The 18171-nt window shown below is 60.7% G+C and carries 15 protein-coding genes; 4 read left to right on the top strand and 11 right to left on the bottom strand.

What is annotated here, in order from left to right:
• Window positions 1-23: 23 nt before the first annotated feature.
• Window positions 24-602, top strand: a complete 579-nt coding sequence (locus OHL13_RS07595) for an RNA polymerase sigma factor (RefSeq protein WP_263409527.1) — start codon at window positions 24-26, stop codon at window positions 600-602.
• A gap of 4 nt (window positions 603-606) precedes the next feature.
• Here the strand turns inward: OHL13_RS07595 and OHL13_RS07600 are convergent, their stop codons facing one another.
• The 7 genes from OHL13_RS07600 to OHL13_RS07630 form a co-directional block, all read right to left on the bottom strand.
• On the bottom strand, window positions 607-1569 hold the full coding sequence (locus tag OHL13_RS07600) for a DsbA family protein (RefSeq protein ID WP_263409528.1): 963 nt from the start codon (window positions 1567-1569) through the stop codon (window positions 607-609).
• A 12-nt stretch (window positions 1570-1581) separates the two neighbouring features.
• Window positions 1582-3243 (bottom strand): NAD+ synthase, encoded by a 1662-nt coding sequence (locus OHL13_RS07605; RefSeq protein WP_263409529.1) that lies wholly within the window; start codon window positions 3241-3243, stop codon window positions 1582-1584.
• Window positions 3244-3264: 21 nt separating this feature from the next.
• Window positions 3265-4776 carry a sugar transferase gene (locus tag OHL13_RS07610; protein WP_263409530.1) on the bottom strand — a complete coding sequence of 504 codons (1512 nt, stop codon included), beginning with the start codon at window positions 4774-4776 and terminating at the stop codon, window positions 3265-3267.
• A gap of 216 nt (window positions 4777-4992) precedes the next feature.
• Complete coding sequence (locus tag OHL13_RS07615) at window positions 4993-5907, bottom strand: ABC transporter ATP-binding protein (protein ID WP_263409531.1); 915 nt, start codon at window positions 5905-5907, stop codon at window positions 4993-4995.
• A 21-nt stretch (window positions 5908-5928) separates the two neighbouring features.
• Window positions 5929-6504: a molybdenum cofactor guanylyltransferase gene (mobA, locus tag OHL13_RS07620; RefSeq protein WP_263409532.1), complete on the bottom strand. Its 576-nt coding sequence runs from the start codon at window positions 6502-6504 to the stop codon at window positions 5929-5931.
• Window positions 6504-7877: a dipeptidase gene (locus OHL13_RS07625; RefSeq protein ID WP_263409533.1), complete on the bottom strand. Its 1374-nt coding sequence runs from the start codon at window positions 7875-7877 to the stop codon at window positions 6504-6506. Before OHL13_RS07625 ends, mobA begins: the two co-directional genes overlap by 1 nt.
• A 77-nt stretch (window positions 7878-7954) precedes the next feature.
• Window positions 7955-8278, bottom strand: coding sequence for a rhodanese-like domain-containing protein (locus OHL13_RS07630; RefSeq protein WP_263409534.1), 324 nt, complete (start codon window positions 8276-8278; stop codon window positions 7955-7957).
• A gap of 102 nt (window positions 8279-8380) precedes the next feature.
• Between OHL13_RS07630 and OHL13_RS07635 the strand changes: the two genes are divergently transcribed.
• From OHL13_RS07635 to OHL13_RS07645, 3 genes are read left to right on the top strand one after another with little or no spacing between them, the layout of a single operon-like run.
• Window positions 8381-9817: a sigma-54-dependent transcriptional regulator gene (locus OHL13_RS07635; protein WP_317889912.1), complete on the top strand. Its 1437-nt coding sequence runs from the start codon at window positions 8381-8383 to the stop codon at window positions 9815-9817.
• Window positions 9818-9834: 17 nt separating this feature from the next.
• Window positions 9835-11724, top strand: coding sequence for a sensor histidine kinase (locus OHL13_RS07640; RefSeq protein WP_263409535.1), 1890 nt, complete (start codon window positions 9835-9837; stop codon window positions 11722-11724).
• On the top strand, window positions 11721-12305 hold the full coding sequence (locus tag OHL13_RS07645) for a hypothetical protein (protein WP_263409536.1): 585 nt from the start codon (window positions 11721-11723) through the stop codon (window positions 12303-12305). The genes OHL13_RS07640 and OHL13_RS07645 overlap by 4 nt, the downstream gene beginning before the upstream one ends.
• An 18-nt stretch (window positions 12306-12323) precedes the next feature.
• Here the strand turns inward: OHL13_RS07645 and secA are convergent, their stop codons facing one another.
• The 4 genes from secA to OHL13_RS07665 all read right to left on the bottom strand — a co-directional run bounded on the left by secA (window position 12324) and on the right by OHL13_RS07665 (window position 18099).
• Window positions 12324-15299 (bottom strand): preprotein translocase subunit SecA, encoded by a 2976-nt coding sequence (gene secA / locus OHL13_RS07650; protein WP_263409537.1) that lies wholly within the window; start codon window positions 15297-15299, stop codon window positions 12324-12326.
• Window positions 15300-15393: 94 nt separating this feature from the next.
• On the bottom strand, window positions 15394-16227 hold the full coding sequence (locus OHL13_RS07655; protein WP_263409538.1) for a rhamnogalacturonan acetylesterase: 834 nt from the start codon (window positions 16225-16227) through the stop codon (window positions 15394-15396).
• A gap of 13 nt (window positions 16228-16240) precedes the next feature.
• Window positions 16241-17176, bottom strand: coding sequence for a tyrosine-type recombinase/integrase (locus tag OHL13_RS07660; RefSeq protein ID WP_263409539.1), 936 nt, complete (start codon window positions 17174-17176; stop codon window positions 16241-16243).
• On the bottom strand, window positions 17173-18099 hold the full coding sequence (locus OHL13_RS07665) for a tyrosine recombinase (RefSeq protein WP_263409540.1): 927 nt from the start codon (window positions 18097-18099) through the stop codon (window positions 17173-17175). Before OHL13_RS07665 ends, OHL13_RS07660 begins: the two co-directional genes overlap by 4 nt.
• Window positions 18100-18171 lie beyond the last annotated feature (72 nt).

Here is an 18171-nt window from a genome sequence, read left to right on the forward strand (position 1 = left end):
GTCGCCCACCCTGGAGAAGCTAGATGGATCAGTACTCGACTCCCTGTCCGACGGGACGTATCGTTGCCCTCACGGACATGTATCTGAATCGCCGCTCATTGCTCAAAGGCATCGCCCACTCGATTCTTCGCAACGAGGCCGATGCCGAAGACGCACTGCAGGAAGCCTATTACAAGGCCATGAATCGTATCGGCCAGCTTGCTGACGAAAAAGCCCTGCTCGGCTGGCTCTGCATGATCGTCCGCAACCACTCGCTGCAGATGCTGCGCAGCCGCCGCGTACGCCAGGCTGGCTCCATCGACACGGAGCCGGAGATGCGCTTTGCCGTCGAATCTCTGACCACCACCGAGCACGAGTCCCCTGAACACATCTGCATGGAACGCGAGATGTTGAGCCGCACCATGGCCCGGCTGGATCTTTTGCCCGCCAACATGAAGGCCACCGTCACCATGCACTACCTGTCAGAGATGAGCTTGAACGAGATCGCGCAGAGCGAGGGACACTCCATTCCCGCGCTCAAGAGCTACCTCTACCGTGGCCGCAAAATACTTCGGGGCGGCCATGTGGCCACCCCGAAGCGTGAAGAATCTGCCTGTGCATAATGGCTTACTTGGACGGTGTTCCCGCGGGAATGCCGTCCTGCACAGCCTGAAACGCCACAATCTGCTTCAGCACTTCGTACGGAAGGTTGCCCAGCGGAATCAGGTGGCCGTTGACTGACAGCATCGGTGTCTGGTCCACGCCGGAATCTTCCGCCAGCTTGATCTGCGCATCCACCTTCGCCTTGGTAGCAGCGGTCCCCGCACATGCCGCCACCGCAGCCGGGTCCTGCCCTGCCGCTGTTACCGCTGACGCCAGTGTCTGATCGCCAGCTTCCGGCGTCAGAGCCTCCTGTTTGGCAAAAACCTCATGCAGGAAGGTGAAGAAGGCATCGTTGCTCTTCTGCCCGACGCAAACACCATAGGACGCCGCCTTGTACGCGTAAGGGTGAATCTCTGTCAGAGGATAGTTCTGGAAGACCACACGAGCGCTGGGAAAGTCCTTGACCAACTGGTCAAAGGTGCTCTCAGACTCCTTGCAATGCGGGCACTGCATATCGGCAAACTCCACCAGCAGAAAATCCTTGCCGGAAGCGCCCTTGGCCGGGCCATCGGCCTTCTGCTGCAGCGACGAGCGCAGAGCGGCAAACGGCTTCTCACCGAACGGCATCACCTGGTCGCCGGACAGAGCAAACTTTCCATCCGGTGTCGTTAGAAACTGCAACGACTGCGGCTGCTGGTTCACCTGCCCCTTCTGCGTCACAAAAACCACCACACGGCTGACGCCCGGGGCCATCGTCTTCTGGATAGCCATCACGCGCCAGATGCGGTTGGCGTCATAGCCCCACTGAGCCTTCAGGAAAGCATCCACCGTCGCCACGCTCGGCGTATCGGCTGTAAAGAACTTCGGGCTCGGCTGCGGTAGTGGATCTGCCTTCGCAGCCGAGGGTGCATCCGCCGTCTGTGCCAGAATGGCCACGCTGCCAGAGAGCGCTGCCGCAAGGACAAAGCCTATTGCTTTTATTTTCAATGGATTACCTTTCTATACCTGAACCTTTACTGCAATCGGAAAGCGACGTCCATTGCCGAAGGATTTACGCGTCACCTTCAACACCGGCGCGGCCTGCTGCCGCTTGTATTCACTGCGTTCGACAAGCCGTAAGACCTGCTCCACCAGGGAAAGGTCAACACCCTGCTCGCGGGCAATCTGCGCTGCACTCTCGTAACGTTCGACGTAAGCCTCAAGAATCGGGTCCAGCACCTCGTACGGCGGCAGCGAATCGGTATCCAGCTGACCGGGCCGAAGCTCGGCCGATGGCGGCTTCTCGATCGTCGACAGTGGAATCACCACGCGCTCGCGGTTAGCGTAGCGGCTCAGCTCATAGACGCGGGTCTTGGCCATATCGCCGATCACCGCCAGGCCACCCACCATGTCCCCATACAGCGTGCAATAGCCCACGGCCATCTCGCTCTTGTTGCCGGTGGTCAGCACCAGGGCGCCGAACTTGTTCGACAGCGCCATCAGCAGCGTGCCGCGGACGCGCGGCTGGATGTTCTCTTCCGCCAGGCCAAACGGTGTTCCCGCGAATAGCGGATGCAGCACGCTGGTGAACTGGTCGTAGATCTCGCGGATAGCCAGCAACTCAAACCGTATACCCAGGTTTTCAGCCAGTGCGCGTGCATCGTCGACCGAATGGGAAGACGAAAACTCGCTCGGCATGCCAACGCCAATCACATTCTCCGCACCAAAGGCCTCAACCGCAATGGCAGCCACCAGCGCCGAGTCAATGCCACCGCTCAGGCCGATCAGCACCTTACTGAAACCGCACTTGCGCACGTAGTCGCGCGTGCCCATCACCAACGCATTCCAGGCGCCGGCAATCTCATCGTCTTCGACCACTGGAACGCATGGCGTGCTGCGGTCAGCCGTGTCAAAGAGCACAAGGTCTTCTTCAAACGACTTTCCTCTCGCGATCACGCACCCTTCCGGATCAAACGCGATCGAGGTGCCGTCAAACAGGATGCTGTCATTGCCGCCGACCTGGTTGCACATGGCCACCACGGCCTTGTGACGGCGCGCCAGTGCGGACAACATCTGGCTGCGGACCTGCCGCTTGTCCTTCCAGTAGGGCGAGGCAGAAATATTCAGAATGATGTGCGGAGCGTTCGTGTCCTGCGGCCACTTCGTCATCAACTCCTCCACCGGATCGACCGGGTAGAAGCGACGAGGCCAATACATCTTGTCGTTCCACGCATCTTCGCAGACTGTAATCGCCAGCGGCTGACCGTTCAGCGTAACAATGCTCTGCTGCTGGGCCGGCTCAAAGTACCGCTGCTCGTCAAAGATGTCATAGAAGGGCAGCAGCATCTTCTGCTGCAGAAAATTGACACGTCCCCCTGTCAGCAGCGCGGCCACATTGCGTACATGCTTGCCGGTGATGACGCCTGAAGGCACAACAACGCCAACCAGGATCGAGGTATAGGCAGTCTGCTCAGCAAGCTGCGCAAGCACCTCACCCGCGCGGGCGACAAAGGCTTCCTTCTCCAGGAAGTCTGCCGGCAGGTAGCCGCAGATGGCCAGCTCCGGAAAGACCGTAAGGTCGGCCCCGGCATCGACCGCACGCCGCGTGAAGTCGAGAATTTTATTGAGGTTGCCGGAGAAATCCCCGATCGTAGGGTTGATCTGCGCCAGAGCAATCTTCACAGCTTCAGTGTACCGCCAGCCCTAGGTTCCGGTGCCGGTGAAGACCACGCTGATGGTGCGAATCAGGATCTTCAGATCGAGCCCGAAGGTCCAGTTCTCCACGTAAGCCGTGTCGAGCGAGATATAGCTGTCGAAGGACGGGTCCTGACGCGCTTCCACCTGCCATAGGCCGGTAATACCGGGCAAAACATCCAGGCGGCGCAGGTGCGAGAGCTCGTATTTCTCCACTTCGGAGGCGAGCGGAGGACGCGGCCCTACCAGGCTCATATCGCCACGCAGCACATTCCAAAGCTGCGGAAGCTCATCGAGGGAATACTTGCGCAGGACGCGGCCCACACGCGTGATGCGCGGGTCATGCTTGATCTTGAACAGAATGCCGTCGCGCTCGTTCATGTGCGCCATCTTCTTCTTAAGCTCATCCGCGTTCGGCACCATGGTGCGGAACTTGAAGCAGGCAAACTTGCGACCCTTACGGCCAATGCGCTCGGCACGGTAGAAGGTCGGCCCCTTGGAGTCCAGGCGGACACAGAGCGTGATCAGCAGAAGCAGCGGCGAAAGCACCAGCAACCCCAGAGACGAGACAGCGATATCCAGAATGCGCTTGGCCATGAACGCGCCAATCGGGAACTCACGACGATGCAGAGGAATTGTTGGGAACTGACCGATAAACTCGACCGGAGCATTCCAGGCGAGACCGTCGTACAGGTCCGGCACCACGCGCACATCAATTCCTGCGGCGCGTGCGTCTTCCACTACGCCCATCACGATGCTCCGCTCCGCTGGAACGGAGAAGAAGACCTCGTCCACGAACATGCTGCGGGCCAGCGGAACAATATTGCGGATATCGCCGACAATCTCGGTGTTTGTATTCGACCCGTCAAGCTGGGTCAGAGAGATGAAGCCCTTGAACCGGAAGCCGAAGTGATGCAGCGTCTCAAGGTGGTTCCGCAGCGCCTGGGCCACGCGGCCAGTGCCGATGATCAGGATATTGCGGACCTCAAGCCCCTCGCGGAAGCGCGAGTAGACCATCCTGCGCCAAGCACCGCGGCGGACAGAAAGAGCCACCGCCGTAAAAACAACGGTCAACAGAACGACAACGCGGGAAATCTCCGCGCCGCGGGTCAGATACAGCAAACCGCAGAAGAGCAGACCGGCCGTCAGCACGGACTCGTACGTCATCCGCTGTTCATGCAGCCCGCTGTGGTGCTGAATCGTCGCGTACAGGTCGTGCAGCCTGGAAAAGAACACCACACAGACCGCGAACGAGCAGAGGTACCAGAAAAACTGCTGGTTGATCGCCAGCGCCAGCATGTCATGGTAAAGCGTGGTGCTGGGAAGTCCGCGAGGCGCCGTAAATCGAATCCGGAAAGCAACAATACCGCACACGATGGCCGTCAGGAAGTCGACCGAGGCCCACAGCAGAGCCGGAGCCGAGCTGCTCAGCACCGCCCCTCGGCCTGCTCTGCTCGAAGCAGAGCCTCCGCGTCGTTTGCCTGACACTACTGCCTGCTGCAGATATTCAGGTGCCGCCATTCAAATCGCCCAATCCTGGCCAAATAAAAGAGTTATGAGCCCTCAGAATGCACCGAAGAGCCTGAAGGTGAAGTGAGTACAGAGATTCTGTAGTTCTTTCCTGTTGGTGACAGCATACCTCTGGATAGGGTCTTAAACAACCCAAAAGCACATCGGAATATCACGATAAGTCCAGACTTCTCTAGCACATAACACAACACCCGGATGAAAGTCGCGCTATTGCGGCAGAACCAGCTCATCCAAAGAAAAAAACTCCCGCAGTATCGGATCTTCTGATTTCTCCATCTCCTCCATCGTCCCGAAAAACAGCGCCCGGCCCTCGTGCAAAAACACAATGCGGTCCGCCAGCTTTTTGGCGAACCGCATATCGTGCGTAACAACGATGCTGGTCAAGTGGAGTTGACGCTTTAAACGCTCGATCAGGTTGCCCAGCAACTGCCCCATCAACGGATCCACCATCGTGGTCGGTTCATCGTACAGAATTGCCTCCGGCTGGGAGGAAAGTGCCCTGGCAATGGCCACCGACCGCTTCATACCGGTCGACAGGTCCGATGGCAGCAGGTCTTCCATACCCGCCACGCCCACCATCTCCAGCAGCCCCTTGACCACCTGCTGAATCTGTTCCTCGCCCAGGTCGCCACGCTCGCGCAACGGGAAGGCCACATTCTCGCCCACCGTTACCGAATCGAAGAGCGCCCCGTTCTGGAAGACCATCGTCACCTTGCGGCGAATCTTCTGCATGTCACGCTCGGTAAAGCCGCAGATATCTTCCCCCGCCACACGAACCGTCCCCGCGTCCGGCTTCAGAAACCCCATCAGGATCTGCAAGGAAACGGATTTCCCCACACCACTTCGCCCCAGGATGCATAGCGTCTCCCCGGGCAGGACGCAAAAATTCACCTCGCGCAGCACGTGCAGGTCGCCAAAGGACTTTGAGACGTTCTCAAACGAGATATAGGGCAAAGGTTTTCCCGGAAGAGCCTCGGAGGATTCCTTCGCGGCCTCATTCTGCTCCGCCGCCTCCGACATAAACTCTTCAACGACCTCGGCCACATCCGGAGACACGTCCGCCGTCAGCGGCTCCTCAATACCCGGAATCATTTCAAACTTGCCTGCTTCCTTGTCGCCCATCGAGCCTCTCTGCCCTTCATCCTATGAGATGTCAAAACCCAGCGCGCGAAGGCTGGAAACTTCTCCAGGGGTATTCAGGTTGCGAAACTGTTCCGGCGGAAATCCGGTCGCATCCTGCCATTGCACCAAGGCGGGCAGCGCTGCTGTCACCTTGTAACGTCCAGCTTCTACAGCCTGTTTCAGATCCGGCAGCAGAGCCGTGCGATACGCCGCGACCAGCGGCTGCTCCCCGTCCTCTGTGCGTGTCAAAATCGCCGAGGCCTCAGTCGTCCGGGTCAGTGCGGCAAGGCGCTCCATCCACGCCTGCGGCACCAGCGGCATGTCGATCGGCAGGAACAGCACCCACTCGGCCTCAATAGCCTCCAGTGCCACCACAATGCCACCCAGCGGACCGCAGCCATAGGGGTCCTTGAGCACCGTCGAACGATGTTCCTCCGGATCGACACTCTCGCCGGAGGTATACAGCGCTTCCGTGCAGCCGGACAGCTTGTCCAGAGCCACTGCATGCATCGACCGGCCGTTCATCCGTAGCAGAGACTTGTCCCGCCCCATGCGCGAACTATGGCCGCCAGCCAGAACACATCCCGCAAGCTGCATCAGGCCCCGCAATTTTCGAGGAACAGGATGATGGAATCCGTTCCCCGGTAGAAGTTCGGGATATGGAACTTCTCATTCGGAGCATGCAGACCGTCATCCGGCAGCCCAAAGCCCATCAGGATGACCGGCAGCTTCAAATAGCGCTCGAACTCTCCGACAATCGGGATCGAGCCACCGCCGCGCACAAAGACCGTGTCCTTCTTCCAGATTTCATGCATTGCGGTCACGGCTTTATGGATGAACGGATTGTCCGTGCTCACAACAACCGGCTCGCCGGAATGAATCAGCCGTGTCTCGACGGTCACACCCTTCGGCGCCAGCTTCTGCACATAGGCCGCATACAGTTCATAGGCTTTAGCCGAGGTCATATTCGGCACCAGCCGCATGCTGACCTTTGCCAGCGCTTTTGCAGGAATCACCGTCTTTGCGCCCGCTCCGATGAAGCCCCCCGGCATCCCGTGGACCTCCAGTGTCGGACGCGCCCAGATGCGCTCCAGTACCGAATAGCCTTTTTCGCCAACCAACTCCGGGGAACCCACTTCCGTCAGCCGGTAGTGCTCCTCGTCGAATGGCAGGCTCTTCCAGGCAGCCAGTTCTTCCGCGGCAGGCGTTTGCAGGTCATCGTAGAAGCCCGGGATCAGGATGTGCCCGTCGGCGTCCTTCAACCCGGTCAGAATCTCTGCCAGCGCCATGAACGGGTTCGGCGCGGCTCCGCCGTACATGCCGGAGTGCAGGTCAGACTTCGCCCCGCGCACCTCCAGTTCGGTGTAGATCATGCCGCGCAGGCCAACACACAACGTCGGAAGCTCCGGCGCAAACATCTCGGTATCGCAGACCAGTGCAACATCGGCCTTCAGGGCTTCCGGATGCTTCTGCACGTACTCTGAGATTCCCTCGCCGCCGACCTCTTCCTCGCCCTCGCTGATCATGCGGACGTTGACCGGCAGTCTGCCGCCACTGCCCTGGAACAGGGCCTCCAGAGCCTTCACCTGCATCCAGAGCTGTCCTTTGTCGTCTACCGCTCCGCGGGCATACAGGTTGTTGTTGCGCTCCACCGGCTCAAACGGGGGCGATAGCCACTCGTCCAGCGGATCGGGCGGCTGCACATCGTAATGCCCGTAGAGCAGCACAGTCGGCTTACCCTCGGCATGCAGCCAGTCTCCGTAGACCAGGGGGTGACCGGCGGTCTCAATCAGCCGGACATTCTCCAGCCCAATACGCTTCAACTCATCGGCCAGAAAACCTGCCGCCGCGCGCACATCGCCGGCGTGGTCCGGCAGCGTGGAGACGGAAGGAATGCGCAGGAAGGCTTTCAGCTCTTCAAGAGCCTTCTCCCGGTTCTTTTCTGCAAAGGCAAGTGCTGTGTTCGGCATACGGCGTATGATCCCTCATTCACGAACGGCCCCGCAGGGCCATTTCGAATGGTTCCATCCTAAACACCCGCTGGACTTTAGTAGCGAGGAACGGTGGGATCTACCTCGCGCGACCAGGCGTCAATGCCACCGGCAATCGATTGCACCTTCTCAAAGCCCTCGCGGCGTAACCAGGCCGTCACCGACAAAGAGCGCGCTCCATGGTGGCACAAAACGGCAATATGCGAGTCAGGGTCAAGCTCCTGGTGGGCGCGCGCCTTTACCTCGCCCATTGGCATCAGAACGGCGCCCTCAATGCTCGCCATCTGCACCTCAAGCGGCTCACGAACATCTACCAACACGGGGGCCCCCGGCTGCTGCTTCAACTTTGCGTAATCTGCGACGGAAATTTCCCAGTCCATACAGAAAAGGATACCTTGCGGTCGTCTTTCCCGGTCCAGCTTCCGCACAGACGAACAATTTGCATCTAACCCCTCGTACACTTCTAGTTAGGACAAATTTTGGTGAACAAGGTTCTTATCGTTGAAGACGAGCCAAATGCTCGCACCGGACTGGCCGAACTGGTAGCCAGCTGGGGGTATCGTACGGAAGTGGCCGGCGACGGACTGGAGGGCCTGGAAAAGGTCCAGCAGTGGTCGCCCTCAATCGTCGTAACCGACCTGCGCATGCCGCGCATGGACGGCCTGCAGTTGCTGGACCGCATCTCCGAGCTCCAGACCAAGATCGCCGTCATCATGGTCACCGCGCAGGGCTCCATTGAGTCCGCCGTCGATGCCATGCGCGCCGGTGCGTATGACTTTGTGCAGAAACCCATTGACCCGGTGCGCCTGCGTACCATTCTGCAGAACGCCAGCCGCCAGATGGGTGCCGAGCTTGAACTGGAGATCACCCGCCGCCGCCTGAAGGAGACCGGAGTACTCGGTCCCCTGATCGGCTCTTCGCCCAGGATGAAGGAGATCTTCGAGCTGATCGAGCGCATTGCTCCGTCCAACGTCTCCGTTCTGATTACAGGCGAAAGCGGCACCGGCAAAGAACTTGCCGCACGCGCCCTGCATGAACTGAGCCCCCGCAAGACCAAGCCGTTTGTCGCCGTAAACTGCGCCGCGATCCCGGAGACGCTGATCGAAAGCGAGATCTTCGGCCACGAGAAGGGCGCCTTTACCGGGGCCCAGGAACGCCGCGCCGGATGCTTTGAGCTGGCCGAGGAAGGCACTCTACTGCTGGACGAGATTGGCGAGATGCCGGCGGCGACCCAGGCCAAGCTTCTGCGCGTCCTGGAAGACCGCAAGCTCCGCCGGCTGGGCGCAAAGACCGAGACGCCGGTCGACGTCCGCGTGATTGCCGCCACCAACAAGGAGCCTCAGCTCGCCGTCGCCGCAGGCGAACTGCGCGGCGACCTGTACTACCGCCTGAACGTCTTCAACATCCACATGCCACCGCTGCGTGAGCACATGAGCGATGTGCCTTTGATTGCGCAGGGCATGGTGGAAGACATGAACGCGCGTCACCACTGCTCGGTCTCCGGTCTGACCGACGCTGTACTCGACAAGCTGATGCACTACCCCTGGCCGGGAAACGTCCGCGAGTTGCGCAACACCATCGAGCGGGCCGTCATCCTGGCAGGCAACGGCCCGCTGGAACTGAAGCATCTGCCCGCAAACTTCGGAGAACTGGGTTTCATCCCTCCCAATCACACGGCCTTTCAAAGACCGACATCCCAGGGAGCCGCTCCCTACCGCGAATCCGTCAGCTCCAATGAAATTGTCGAACTGGAAGTTGGCACCACGGTCGATGAGGCCGAGCGGCAGCTTATCCTTAAGACGCTGGAGTCAACGAACAACAACAAGACCCGTGCTGCGGAGATTCTCGGCATCAGCTCCAAGACGCTGCAGAATAAGCTGAAGGAATACGCCAGCGCCGGCCTGTTGCACGAAGCGTAGCTCCTCGCGGATCGATCATGCGACTGAAAACCAAGCTCGTCCTCGCCTTTACAGCGCTGACCTTCGCCGTTGTGCTGGTGCTGTGCATCCTCTTCCTGGGGGAGTTGCTGCGCCAGCGCATCTCGCAGACCGGCGACAGCAATGACGTGCTGGCGCGTGAGGTCACGCTCAGCATGCGGCAGGCCCTGATCAATGGACTGCGCGAGCATCCTCCCGCTGATACCTCCGACGAGGCCTTTCAATCTGCCGTTGCCGATGCCGTCAGTAGCTATCAGCCGCTGACGGATCAGATGAATGCCATCATCCGCTACTCACCGACGGTGCAGGATGTCTCCGTCACCGGTGCGCACGGCATGGTACTCACCTCCACAGACCCTGGAATGCTGAGCCAGCAGCTCCCCTACCGCACACCGTTCCACCTCATCAACCAGGGCGGCGTGCTGGAACAGGCTCGTACCGTCTTCGGACATCCGCAGGTTCTGGACGTCACCCTCCCGCTGGACCGCAACGGGCAGCCGTTCCTCGCCGTGCACCTCGGCATCCGCTCTACCTTTCTGCGCAGCAGCTATGCTCCATGGCTGCGTGCCGCCGCCATCTTCGCCCTGGTGGCGCTGGGCGCGTGCGTCTTTATCGCTGCCCTGCTCTCAAGCTTTGCCCTGCATCCCCTGGAACGCATCAACCAGCAACTGGAACAGCTCATGCTGGCCAGTTCCTCCGCTCCCCTCATTGAGGCAAAAGCCAGCCAGCCGGATGCCGTAGTCCGGGCCTCGCAAAGCATCAATCGCCTGGGAGAGAAGCTGCGCACCACCGAGCAGGTATACAGCACCCTGCAGAGCAACCTGGACCAGATGCTGGAGACACTGCGCGACGGCGTCATTCTGTTCACCGCCGACCATCACGCCGTCATGGTGTCGGAAGCCGTCGAAGGCTTCCTGGGCCGCGACCGCAATGCCATCCTCGGCCATACCGCGCAGGAGATCTTCGATCGCCACACCGCCATCGGTCTCGCGGTGCGTGACTGCTTCGCCACCCACACTAACCTGATGGAAGAGCTGGTGGAGTTGGAAGACGGCCGCGAGGTCAAGGTCTCGCTTGAGTTCATTCACGGCGAACACGCCGGCAACGGCGAGCGCCTTGGCGCATTGCTCACGCTGCGTGACGCACACTCCGCCAAGCAGCTTGAACAGGAGATCGAGGTTTCGCGCCGCCTGGCCGCCATCGGCCGTCTTACCTCCGGCGTCGGTCACGAGGTCAAGAACCCCATCAACGCCATGGTTGTGCACCTGGAGCTGCTGCGCGGCAAGCTGGCACAGCACAGCGACAACGGCGCACAGAAACACGTCGACATCCTGGCGCAGGAGATGCAGCGGCTGGATCGCGTCGTGCAAACACTGGCCGACTTCTCACGCCCGGTTGAGTTGCGGCTTGAAGACCACGACCTGCGCAGCCTCGTCCGCAAGGTTGGTGCGCTGACGACAGACGCCCTGGCGCAGCAGAAAGTCATGCTGATCGAAGAGCTTCCCGCGCTCCCCGTCACCGTCCACGTGGACGCCGAACTGCTGCAGCAGGCCTTGCTCAACATCGTTCTGAACGGCGCACAGGCCATGCCCGGCGGCGGCACGTTACGCATTGTGCTCGACCGTGAGAACAGCACCGCAAGACTGCGTATCATGGATGAGGGCGTCGGTATTCCCGGCGAACTTCTGCCAAAGGTTTTCGATCTGTACTTCACGACCAAGCCAAAAGGAAGCGGCATTGGGCTGGCTATGACCTATCGCATGCTGCAGTTGCACGGCGGCTCTATCGACGTTGCATCCAATACAAACCAGAGCGCACCGGACCACGGGACCACGTTCACTGTTCTGCTGCCTGTCAGCCACACGTTAGCGGAAAGGAACCGCGCATGAACCGCCAGCGTCTTCTATGGCTGGCGCTCGCCGGGGCATGCCTTGTGCCGCAGGGCTGCAAGCACTCACCTGGAACCGTGCAGGCCGCAACAGCGGCTCATCCCACCGCTCCGCCTATCCAGGTACCGCCGCCCTCGGTACGCGAAGATGAGTTAAAGGCACAGGCGCAGGCACCCGCTCCCCCACAGGAAGAGGAGCCTGCCCAGGAAGAGCCGCAGCAGCCGCGTCGTACACCGCGCCGCCGGCCTCAGCAGCCGGCCCAGCCCACACCTACACCTTCTCCAACACAGACGGCCAGCGTTGGCACGCCTGCGCCTGACCCTGCATCCGTCATCGGAGAGCTTTCCACCGGAGGCGAAATCTCAACGCAATCCCGCCAGCAGGCAGGCGAGTTCATCGCCGCCACGCAACGGCGTCTGGATGGACTTTCCGGCTCTCTGGTCCGCTCGCATAAGGCGGCCGTTGATCAGGTCAAAGATTTTCTGCTGAAGGCGCGCGAAGCCCTGAAGGCGGGAGATCTGGAAGGTGCAACCAACCTCACCACCAAGGCCAAGCTGCTGCTGGACGACATCGCGCGCTAAAAAGAAAGCGCTGAGGTTTTAGACCTCAGCGCCGTGGCACTTCTTGAACTTCTTGCCCGAGCCGCAGGGGCACAGATCGTTGCGGCCAACCTTCTCACCGGTCCGGATCTGCGTAACAGGCTCTGCGGAACCATCACCGCCCGCCTGGCGCGCCATCTCGAGCTCGCGCTCCTTGCGGCGCTGGAACTCCCGTTCCAACTCGTCAATGGTCGTCTGCGGAGCACGCGTCGGAATCGGGATATCCCGCGATTCCGGCACGGCATTCTCGGCCTCAAGCACCGGAGCTCCTTCCGAGTCCGGCGCCTGTACGGGGCGCAATGCTTCCATCTGCTCCAGCGTCTCAATCGGCGTTCCGTCCGGGCCGATGATCTGCATGCGGTAGAGCGTACGCAGCGTGTCCTCCTGGAAGCGAAGCATCATCGCCTCAAACATCTCGAAGGACTCCTTCTTGTAGGCAACCAGGGGGTCCTGCTGCGCGTATCCACGCAGGCCGATGCCCTCCTTCAGGTGGTCCATCGCCAGCAGGTGGTCCTTCCACAGGCTGTCGAGCACACTCAGCATGATCACGCGCTCGTGATAACGCATGCCCTGCGGCTGCAGAATCTGCTCCTTGAACTCGTACCGTGCGCGAAGCTTCTCGTAGATGGCTTCGCCCAGCTCGTGACGGTTCAGCTGCGAAGCGTCGACCTCCTTGTCCAGCCCCGGCCCAAAGACATCGGCCAGCGCCGCGAACAGCTCCTCGGTCTTCCAGTTATCCGGATGAGCATCGGCCGGTGCATGCGCATCAAGCGCAGCGCTCAGCGCCGTGGGTACGTAGTCATCAAGAATCAGTTCCTTCTGCTCGACGCCTTCCAGCAGACCCTTACGCAGGCCGTAGACGGCCTCGCGCTGCTTGTTCATGACGTCGTCATACTCAAGCACATGCTTGCGGCTTTCAAAGTTCTGCGTTTCAACGGCCTTCTGCGCGGCTTCGATACGGCGGGTGATCATGCCGCTTTCAATCGGCACACCCTCTTCCATACCCAGGCGCTGCAGCAGCGTGGAAACCCACTCACGCGCGAAGATGCGCATCAGGTCATCTTCGAGCGACAGGTAAAACTTTGACGCACCCGGATCGCCCTGGCGGCCGGCACGTCCACGCAGCTGGTTATCCACGCGGCGTGACTCATGGCGTTCCGTGCCGATGATGAACAGGCCACCTGCCTCGGACACCTTGGCACGCTCCGCCGCGGCCTTCGCCGCGTACTCGGCGTACACCGCATCCCACTGCTGCTGCCCGGTCTCAAACTCCTGCCCCTGGTACAGGAAGCGGGTCATGCCCGGTCCTGCCGTCGGCGAGATAGCGCCCTCCGCCGCACTGACCGCACGCGCCAGGCTCTTCTTCACCAGCTCCTGGCGAGCCATGAACTCGGCGTTGCCGCCCAGCAGAATATCGGTACCACGGCCTGCCATGTTGGTGGCGATGGTCACCATACCCAGGCGTCCGGCCTGCGCGACAATCTCCGCCTCGCGCTCGTGGAACTTGGCGTTCAGAACAACGTGACGCACGCCCTTCTGCTGCAGAATGTTCGACAGCAGCTCCGACTTCTCAATCGAGGTGGTGCCTACCAGCACCGGCTGCTGCGTGGCGTGCAGACGGGCAATCTCGTCGGCCACGGCAAAGTACTTCTCCTTCGCCGTACGGTAGACCACATCCTGGTGCTCGATGCGCAGCATCGGGCGATTCGTCGGGATGACCACGATCTCCAGCTTGTAGATCTTGTCGAACTCGGCCGCTTCTGTCTCCGCCGTTCCGGTCATGCCGGAGAGCTTCTTGTACAGGCGGAAGTAGTTCTGGAAGGTGATAGTGGCCAGCGTCTGGTCTTCCTTGCGGATGGCCACGCCTTCCTTGGCTTCAATCGCCTGATGCAGACCGTCTGACCAGCGGCGGCCCGGCATCATGCGGCCCGTGAACTCGTCGACGATGATGATCTCGCCGTCGCGGACAACGTACTCCACGTCACGGCGATAGAGTGTATGTGCCTTGATCGCCGTTTCGACGTGATGCTTCAGGTCCCAGTTCTCGGGGTCGGCAATGTTGCCGATACCAAGCAGGCCTTCAATCTTTTCCCAGCCCTCATCGGTGACGGTAATGGCCTTGTGCTTCTCGTCCACCACGTAGTCGCCGGTGTAGGTCTTGGTCTCCAGCGTCTCGGTCAACTCACCCAGTTCCAGCTGAGGAATAATGACGTTCACGCGGGCATACTTGTCCGTCGTCTGGTCCGTGGGGCCGCTGATAATCAGCGGTGTGCGCGCTTCGTCAATCAGGATCGAGTCGACTTCGTCGACGATCGCGTAATAGTGCCCGCGCTGCACCAGGTCGGTCAGCTCGAACTTCATGTTGTCGCGCAGGTAATCGAAACCGAACTCGTTATTCGTGCCGTAGGTGATATCCGCGGCATAGGCCTCGCGGCGCTGGCGATCGTCCAGGTCATGCACAATGACACCGACACTCAGGCCCAGGAAGCCGTAGATCTTGCCCATCCACTCGGCATCGCGCTTGGCCAGGTAATCGTTCACCGTAACCACGTGTACGCCGCGGCCGGCCAGTGCATTCAGATAGCACGGCAGCGTGGCGACCAGCGTTTTACCTTCACCGGTACGCATTTCGGAGATCTTGCCCGAGTGCAGCACCATGCCGCCGATCAGCTGTACGTCAAAATGACGCATGCCAACGGCGCGCTTGCCGGCTTCGCGCACCACGGCGAAAGCCTCTGGCAGAATCTCGTCCAGGGCCGCCGACTCCGCAGCATACACCGCGTCGCGGTCTTCAATCCGATTGATCCGGGCAGCAATCCGCTCCCGGAATTCCACCGTCTTGGCGCGGAGCGCCTCATCCGAGAGCGCCGCAATCGACGGCTCAAGGGCATTAATCTGCTCCACCACCGGGAGCAATTTCTTCACGGCACGCTCGTTGCTGGTGCCGAAGACTTTCGCGAGAACAGTATTGATCAAACTGGTTGTCCCTCGGGCACACTTCGCCCATGTATCAGTTTAGACGAAAGCGATTGCCCTTGCTTTAGCGTAGGCCTAGCATCGCACACAGCAGCTAGAGTTGCAGCTTCAGGAATGGCGTCAAAACTGAACCAGACTGCCAAAGTGCCTGAACCACACAACTTGCATTCAACTCCGCACCTTCGGCACTGGTGTGCGTATGGTCAATCGGGAACAGCAGCTTCGTCTTCTCCTGCCCCATTGCTTCCAGCTTATTGGCCTCAATCGTCGCCATATCCACAAAGGCCACGTGCTCAGCCATCGCCGTCTGCCGGATAAAGCCGTCGTACCCCATATCCCGCTCAATTCGCCCATCGGTCCAGATGTTCCTGACCGTCAGGTTCAACAGGATCGGCGTAGCACCCTTCGCCCGCGTATCCGCAATATACTTCCGCAGATACCAGCCGAAGGTATGCACGGTTTCCTTCGTACCATCCTGCAGGGTTACTTCCTTCTGCTCTTCGCCGATTCCCTTCAGCGTACCGCGCGGCTTAGGTCCATCCAGATCGCCCCCATCGTTGTGGCCCATCTGAATCAGGACAAAATCCCCCTTCTTCACCTGAGCCAGCACGGCATCCCATGCGCCTTCATGGATAAAGGTCCGGCTGCTGCGACCGGCGCGGGCACGGTTCGCCACATTGATCTTCGTCGTATCGAAATAGTGCGCAAAGTGGTCGCCCCAGCCAAGGTCCGCCTTGTTCTGCGCGGTCGAGTCGCCCACAAGAAACACCGTCGGCAGCGCGGGGTTTAATGGCTGCTGCACAGCGTCATACTTCGGGGTAGGACGGGCCACAACATCGTCAGGATTGGTCTGGGATGCGGGCGTGGGTGCCTGCGCCAGCGTCACTGCGGAGCAAGCCAGCAACAGACAAACAGGAAAGATACGCATACGCGCCAATGTACTACTTTGCGCGCGGATGGGTCTCGTCATAGACCCGCTGCACCTGGTTCACCGTCAACTGCGTATATCGCTGCGTGGTCGATAACCGCTCGTGCCCCAGGATCTCCTGGATAGCCCGCAGGTCGGCGCCCTCCTCCAGCATGTGCGCTCCAAAGGCATGGCGCAGCGTGTGCGGATGCACATCCGCAGGCAGCCCTTTACTGACAGCAATCGCCTTCACAATCCGCCCGATGCTGCGCGTCGTCAGCCGCGCTTCGCCACGAATCCGCGCATTCACCAGCAGAGGCCCATCCTCCACCAGAGCTCCTTTGCCCGCCTTCTGCAGCCGCTGCTCCCGCTCCGGCATGTAGGCACGGATTACCTCCGCCGCTGCATCGCCCAGCGGGACAAACCGCTCCTTCTTCCCCTTGCCACGGATCAGTACGGCCTCGTTCCGCCACTGGATATCGTGCATGTCAATGCCCACCAGCTCCGAGTTGCGGATACCGCAGCCGTACAGCAGCTCCCAGATCGCACGTTCCCTTGCCGCCCAGCCAATGGCTTCCTCGTCGCCTTCCATCGAGTCGAGAACACGATTCACCTCTTCCACGCTGGGGACGCGCGGAAGGTGCTTCGGCAACTTGGGCGTGGAGACCAGAACAGCCGGATTCTGCTGCACATGCCCCGCCCTGGCCAGCCACTTGAACCATGACCGGATCGCCGCCAGTGCACGCGCCGCCGAAGGTTTGCCCAGCCCCCGATCGAACAGCACGGCAAGGTAGTTGCGGATGTGCGTATGCTCCACCCGGGCGATGCTTCCCTGCTCGCCAAAGCTCTCCGACAGATAGGCGGCGAAGTCCTTCAGCTCGCGGCGGTACGCACGGATGGTATGCGGCGAGGCACCACGCTCGTTCTCCACCACCCGCAGAAACTCGTCAGTCAGATCCTGAAAGCTCACGAGACTGCCTCCGTCCGCCGCTTCGCCCGGGGATGATGCAGCCGGTGCACCTGCTTCAGCCGGCCCAGCGCCACGTGCGTATAAACCTGCGTAGTGGCAATGTCGGCATGGCCCAGCAGCGTCTGCACACTGCGGAGGTCCGCTCCGTGCTCCACCATGTGCGTGGCGCAGCTATGCCGCAGCATGTGTGGACTGGCGTGCTTGTCCCACTTCTTCACCATGGACCACACCAGGTCGCGGGTCAGCGGCCTGCCACGCACACTCAGGAACAAAGCCCGCTCAAACTGCTTGCCGCACAGCGATGGACGAGCCTCGTGCAAATACCGTTCCAGCGCCTTGATGGACGGCACGCCGAGCGGCACGATGCGTTCCTTATCGCCCTTGCCGCGTACCTGCACCCGCGCCTGGTCCAGGTGCAGATCCGCCTCGCGCAGTGAGGTCACCTCGCTCACGCGCAGCCCCCCGGCATACAGCAGCTCCAGGATGGCGTAGTCACGCAACGCCTGCGGTTCTGCCTGCGGATGGTTTGCCATCTGCGCGGCTCGTGTCAGCACATCGTCCACCTCGGACTCCGCCAGCGATTTGGGCAACACCTTCCACGAAGCCGGTGTCTCCAGGTTCACCGTCGGGTCATGCTGAATGCGCTTATCCTTCAGCAGCCAGCGGTAGAATCCACGCCAGCAACTCAGCTTTCTTGCGATGGATCGCGACTCGACATGCCGCCCGCGCATGTCTTCCATAAAAGCGCTCACCTGCTCCTGCCTGGCCTCCGGCAGCGGCGTGTGGGTTGTTTCCAGAAACTCGGCAAGCTGCTCCAGGTCACGCTGGTAGCTCTCGCAGGACAGCGGTCGCAACCCCTTCTCCACCCGCAGATAGGTCATGTACTCGCGCAGAATGGCCGGTGTGCCGGCTGCATCGCTCATGGCTGCAATTATCAGACGTTCCCACAGGCGCTTCACCCCGGGGAACCAACATCGTCAGCAGCGCAGCATGGG

The organism is Terriglobus tenax (assembly GCF_025685395.1).
Classification (GTDB): Bacteria; Acidobacteriota; Terriglobia; order Terriglobales; family Acidobacteriaceae; genus Terriglobus; species Terriglobus tenax.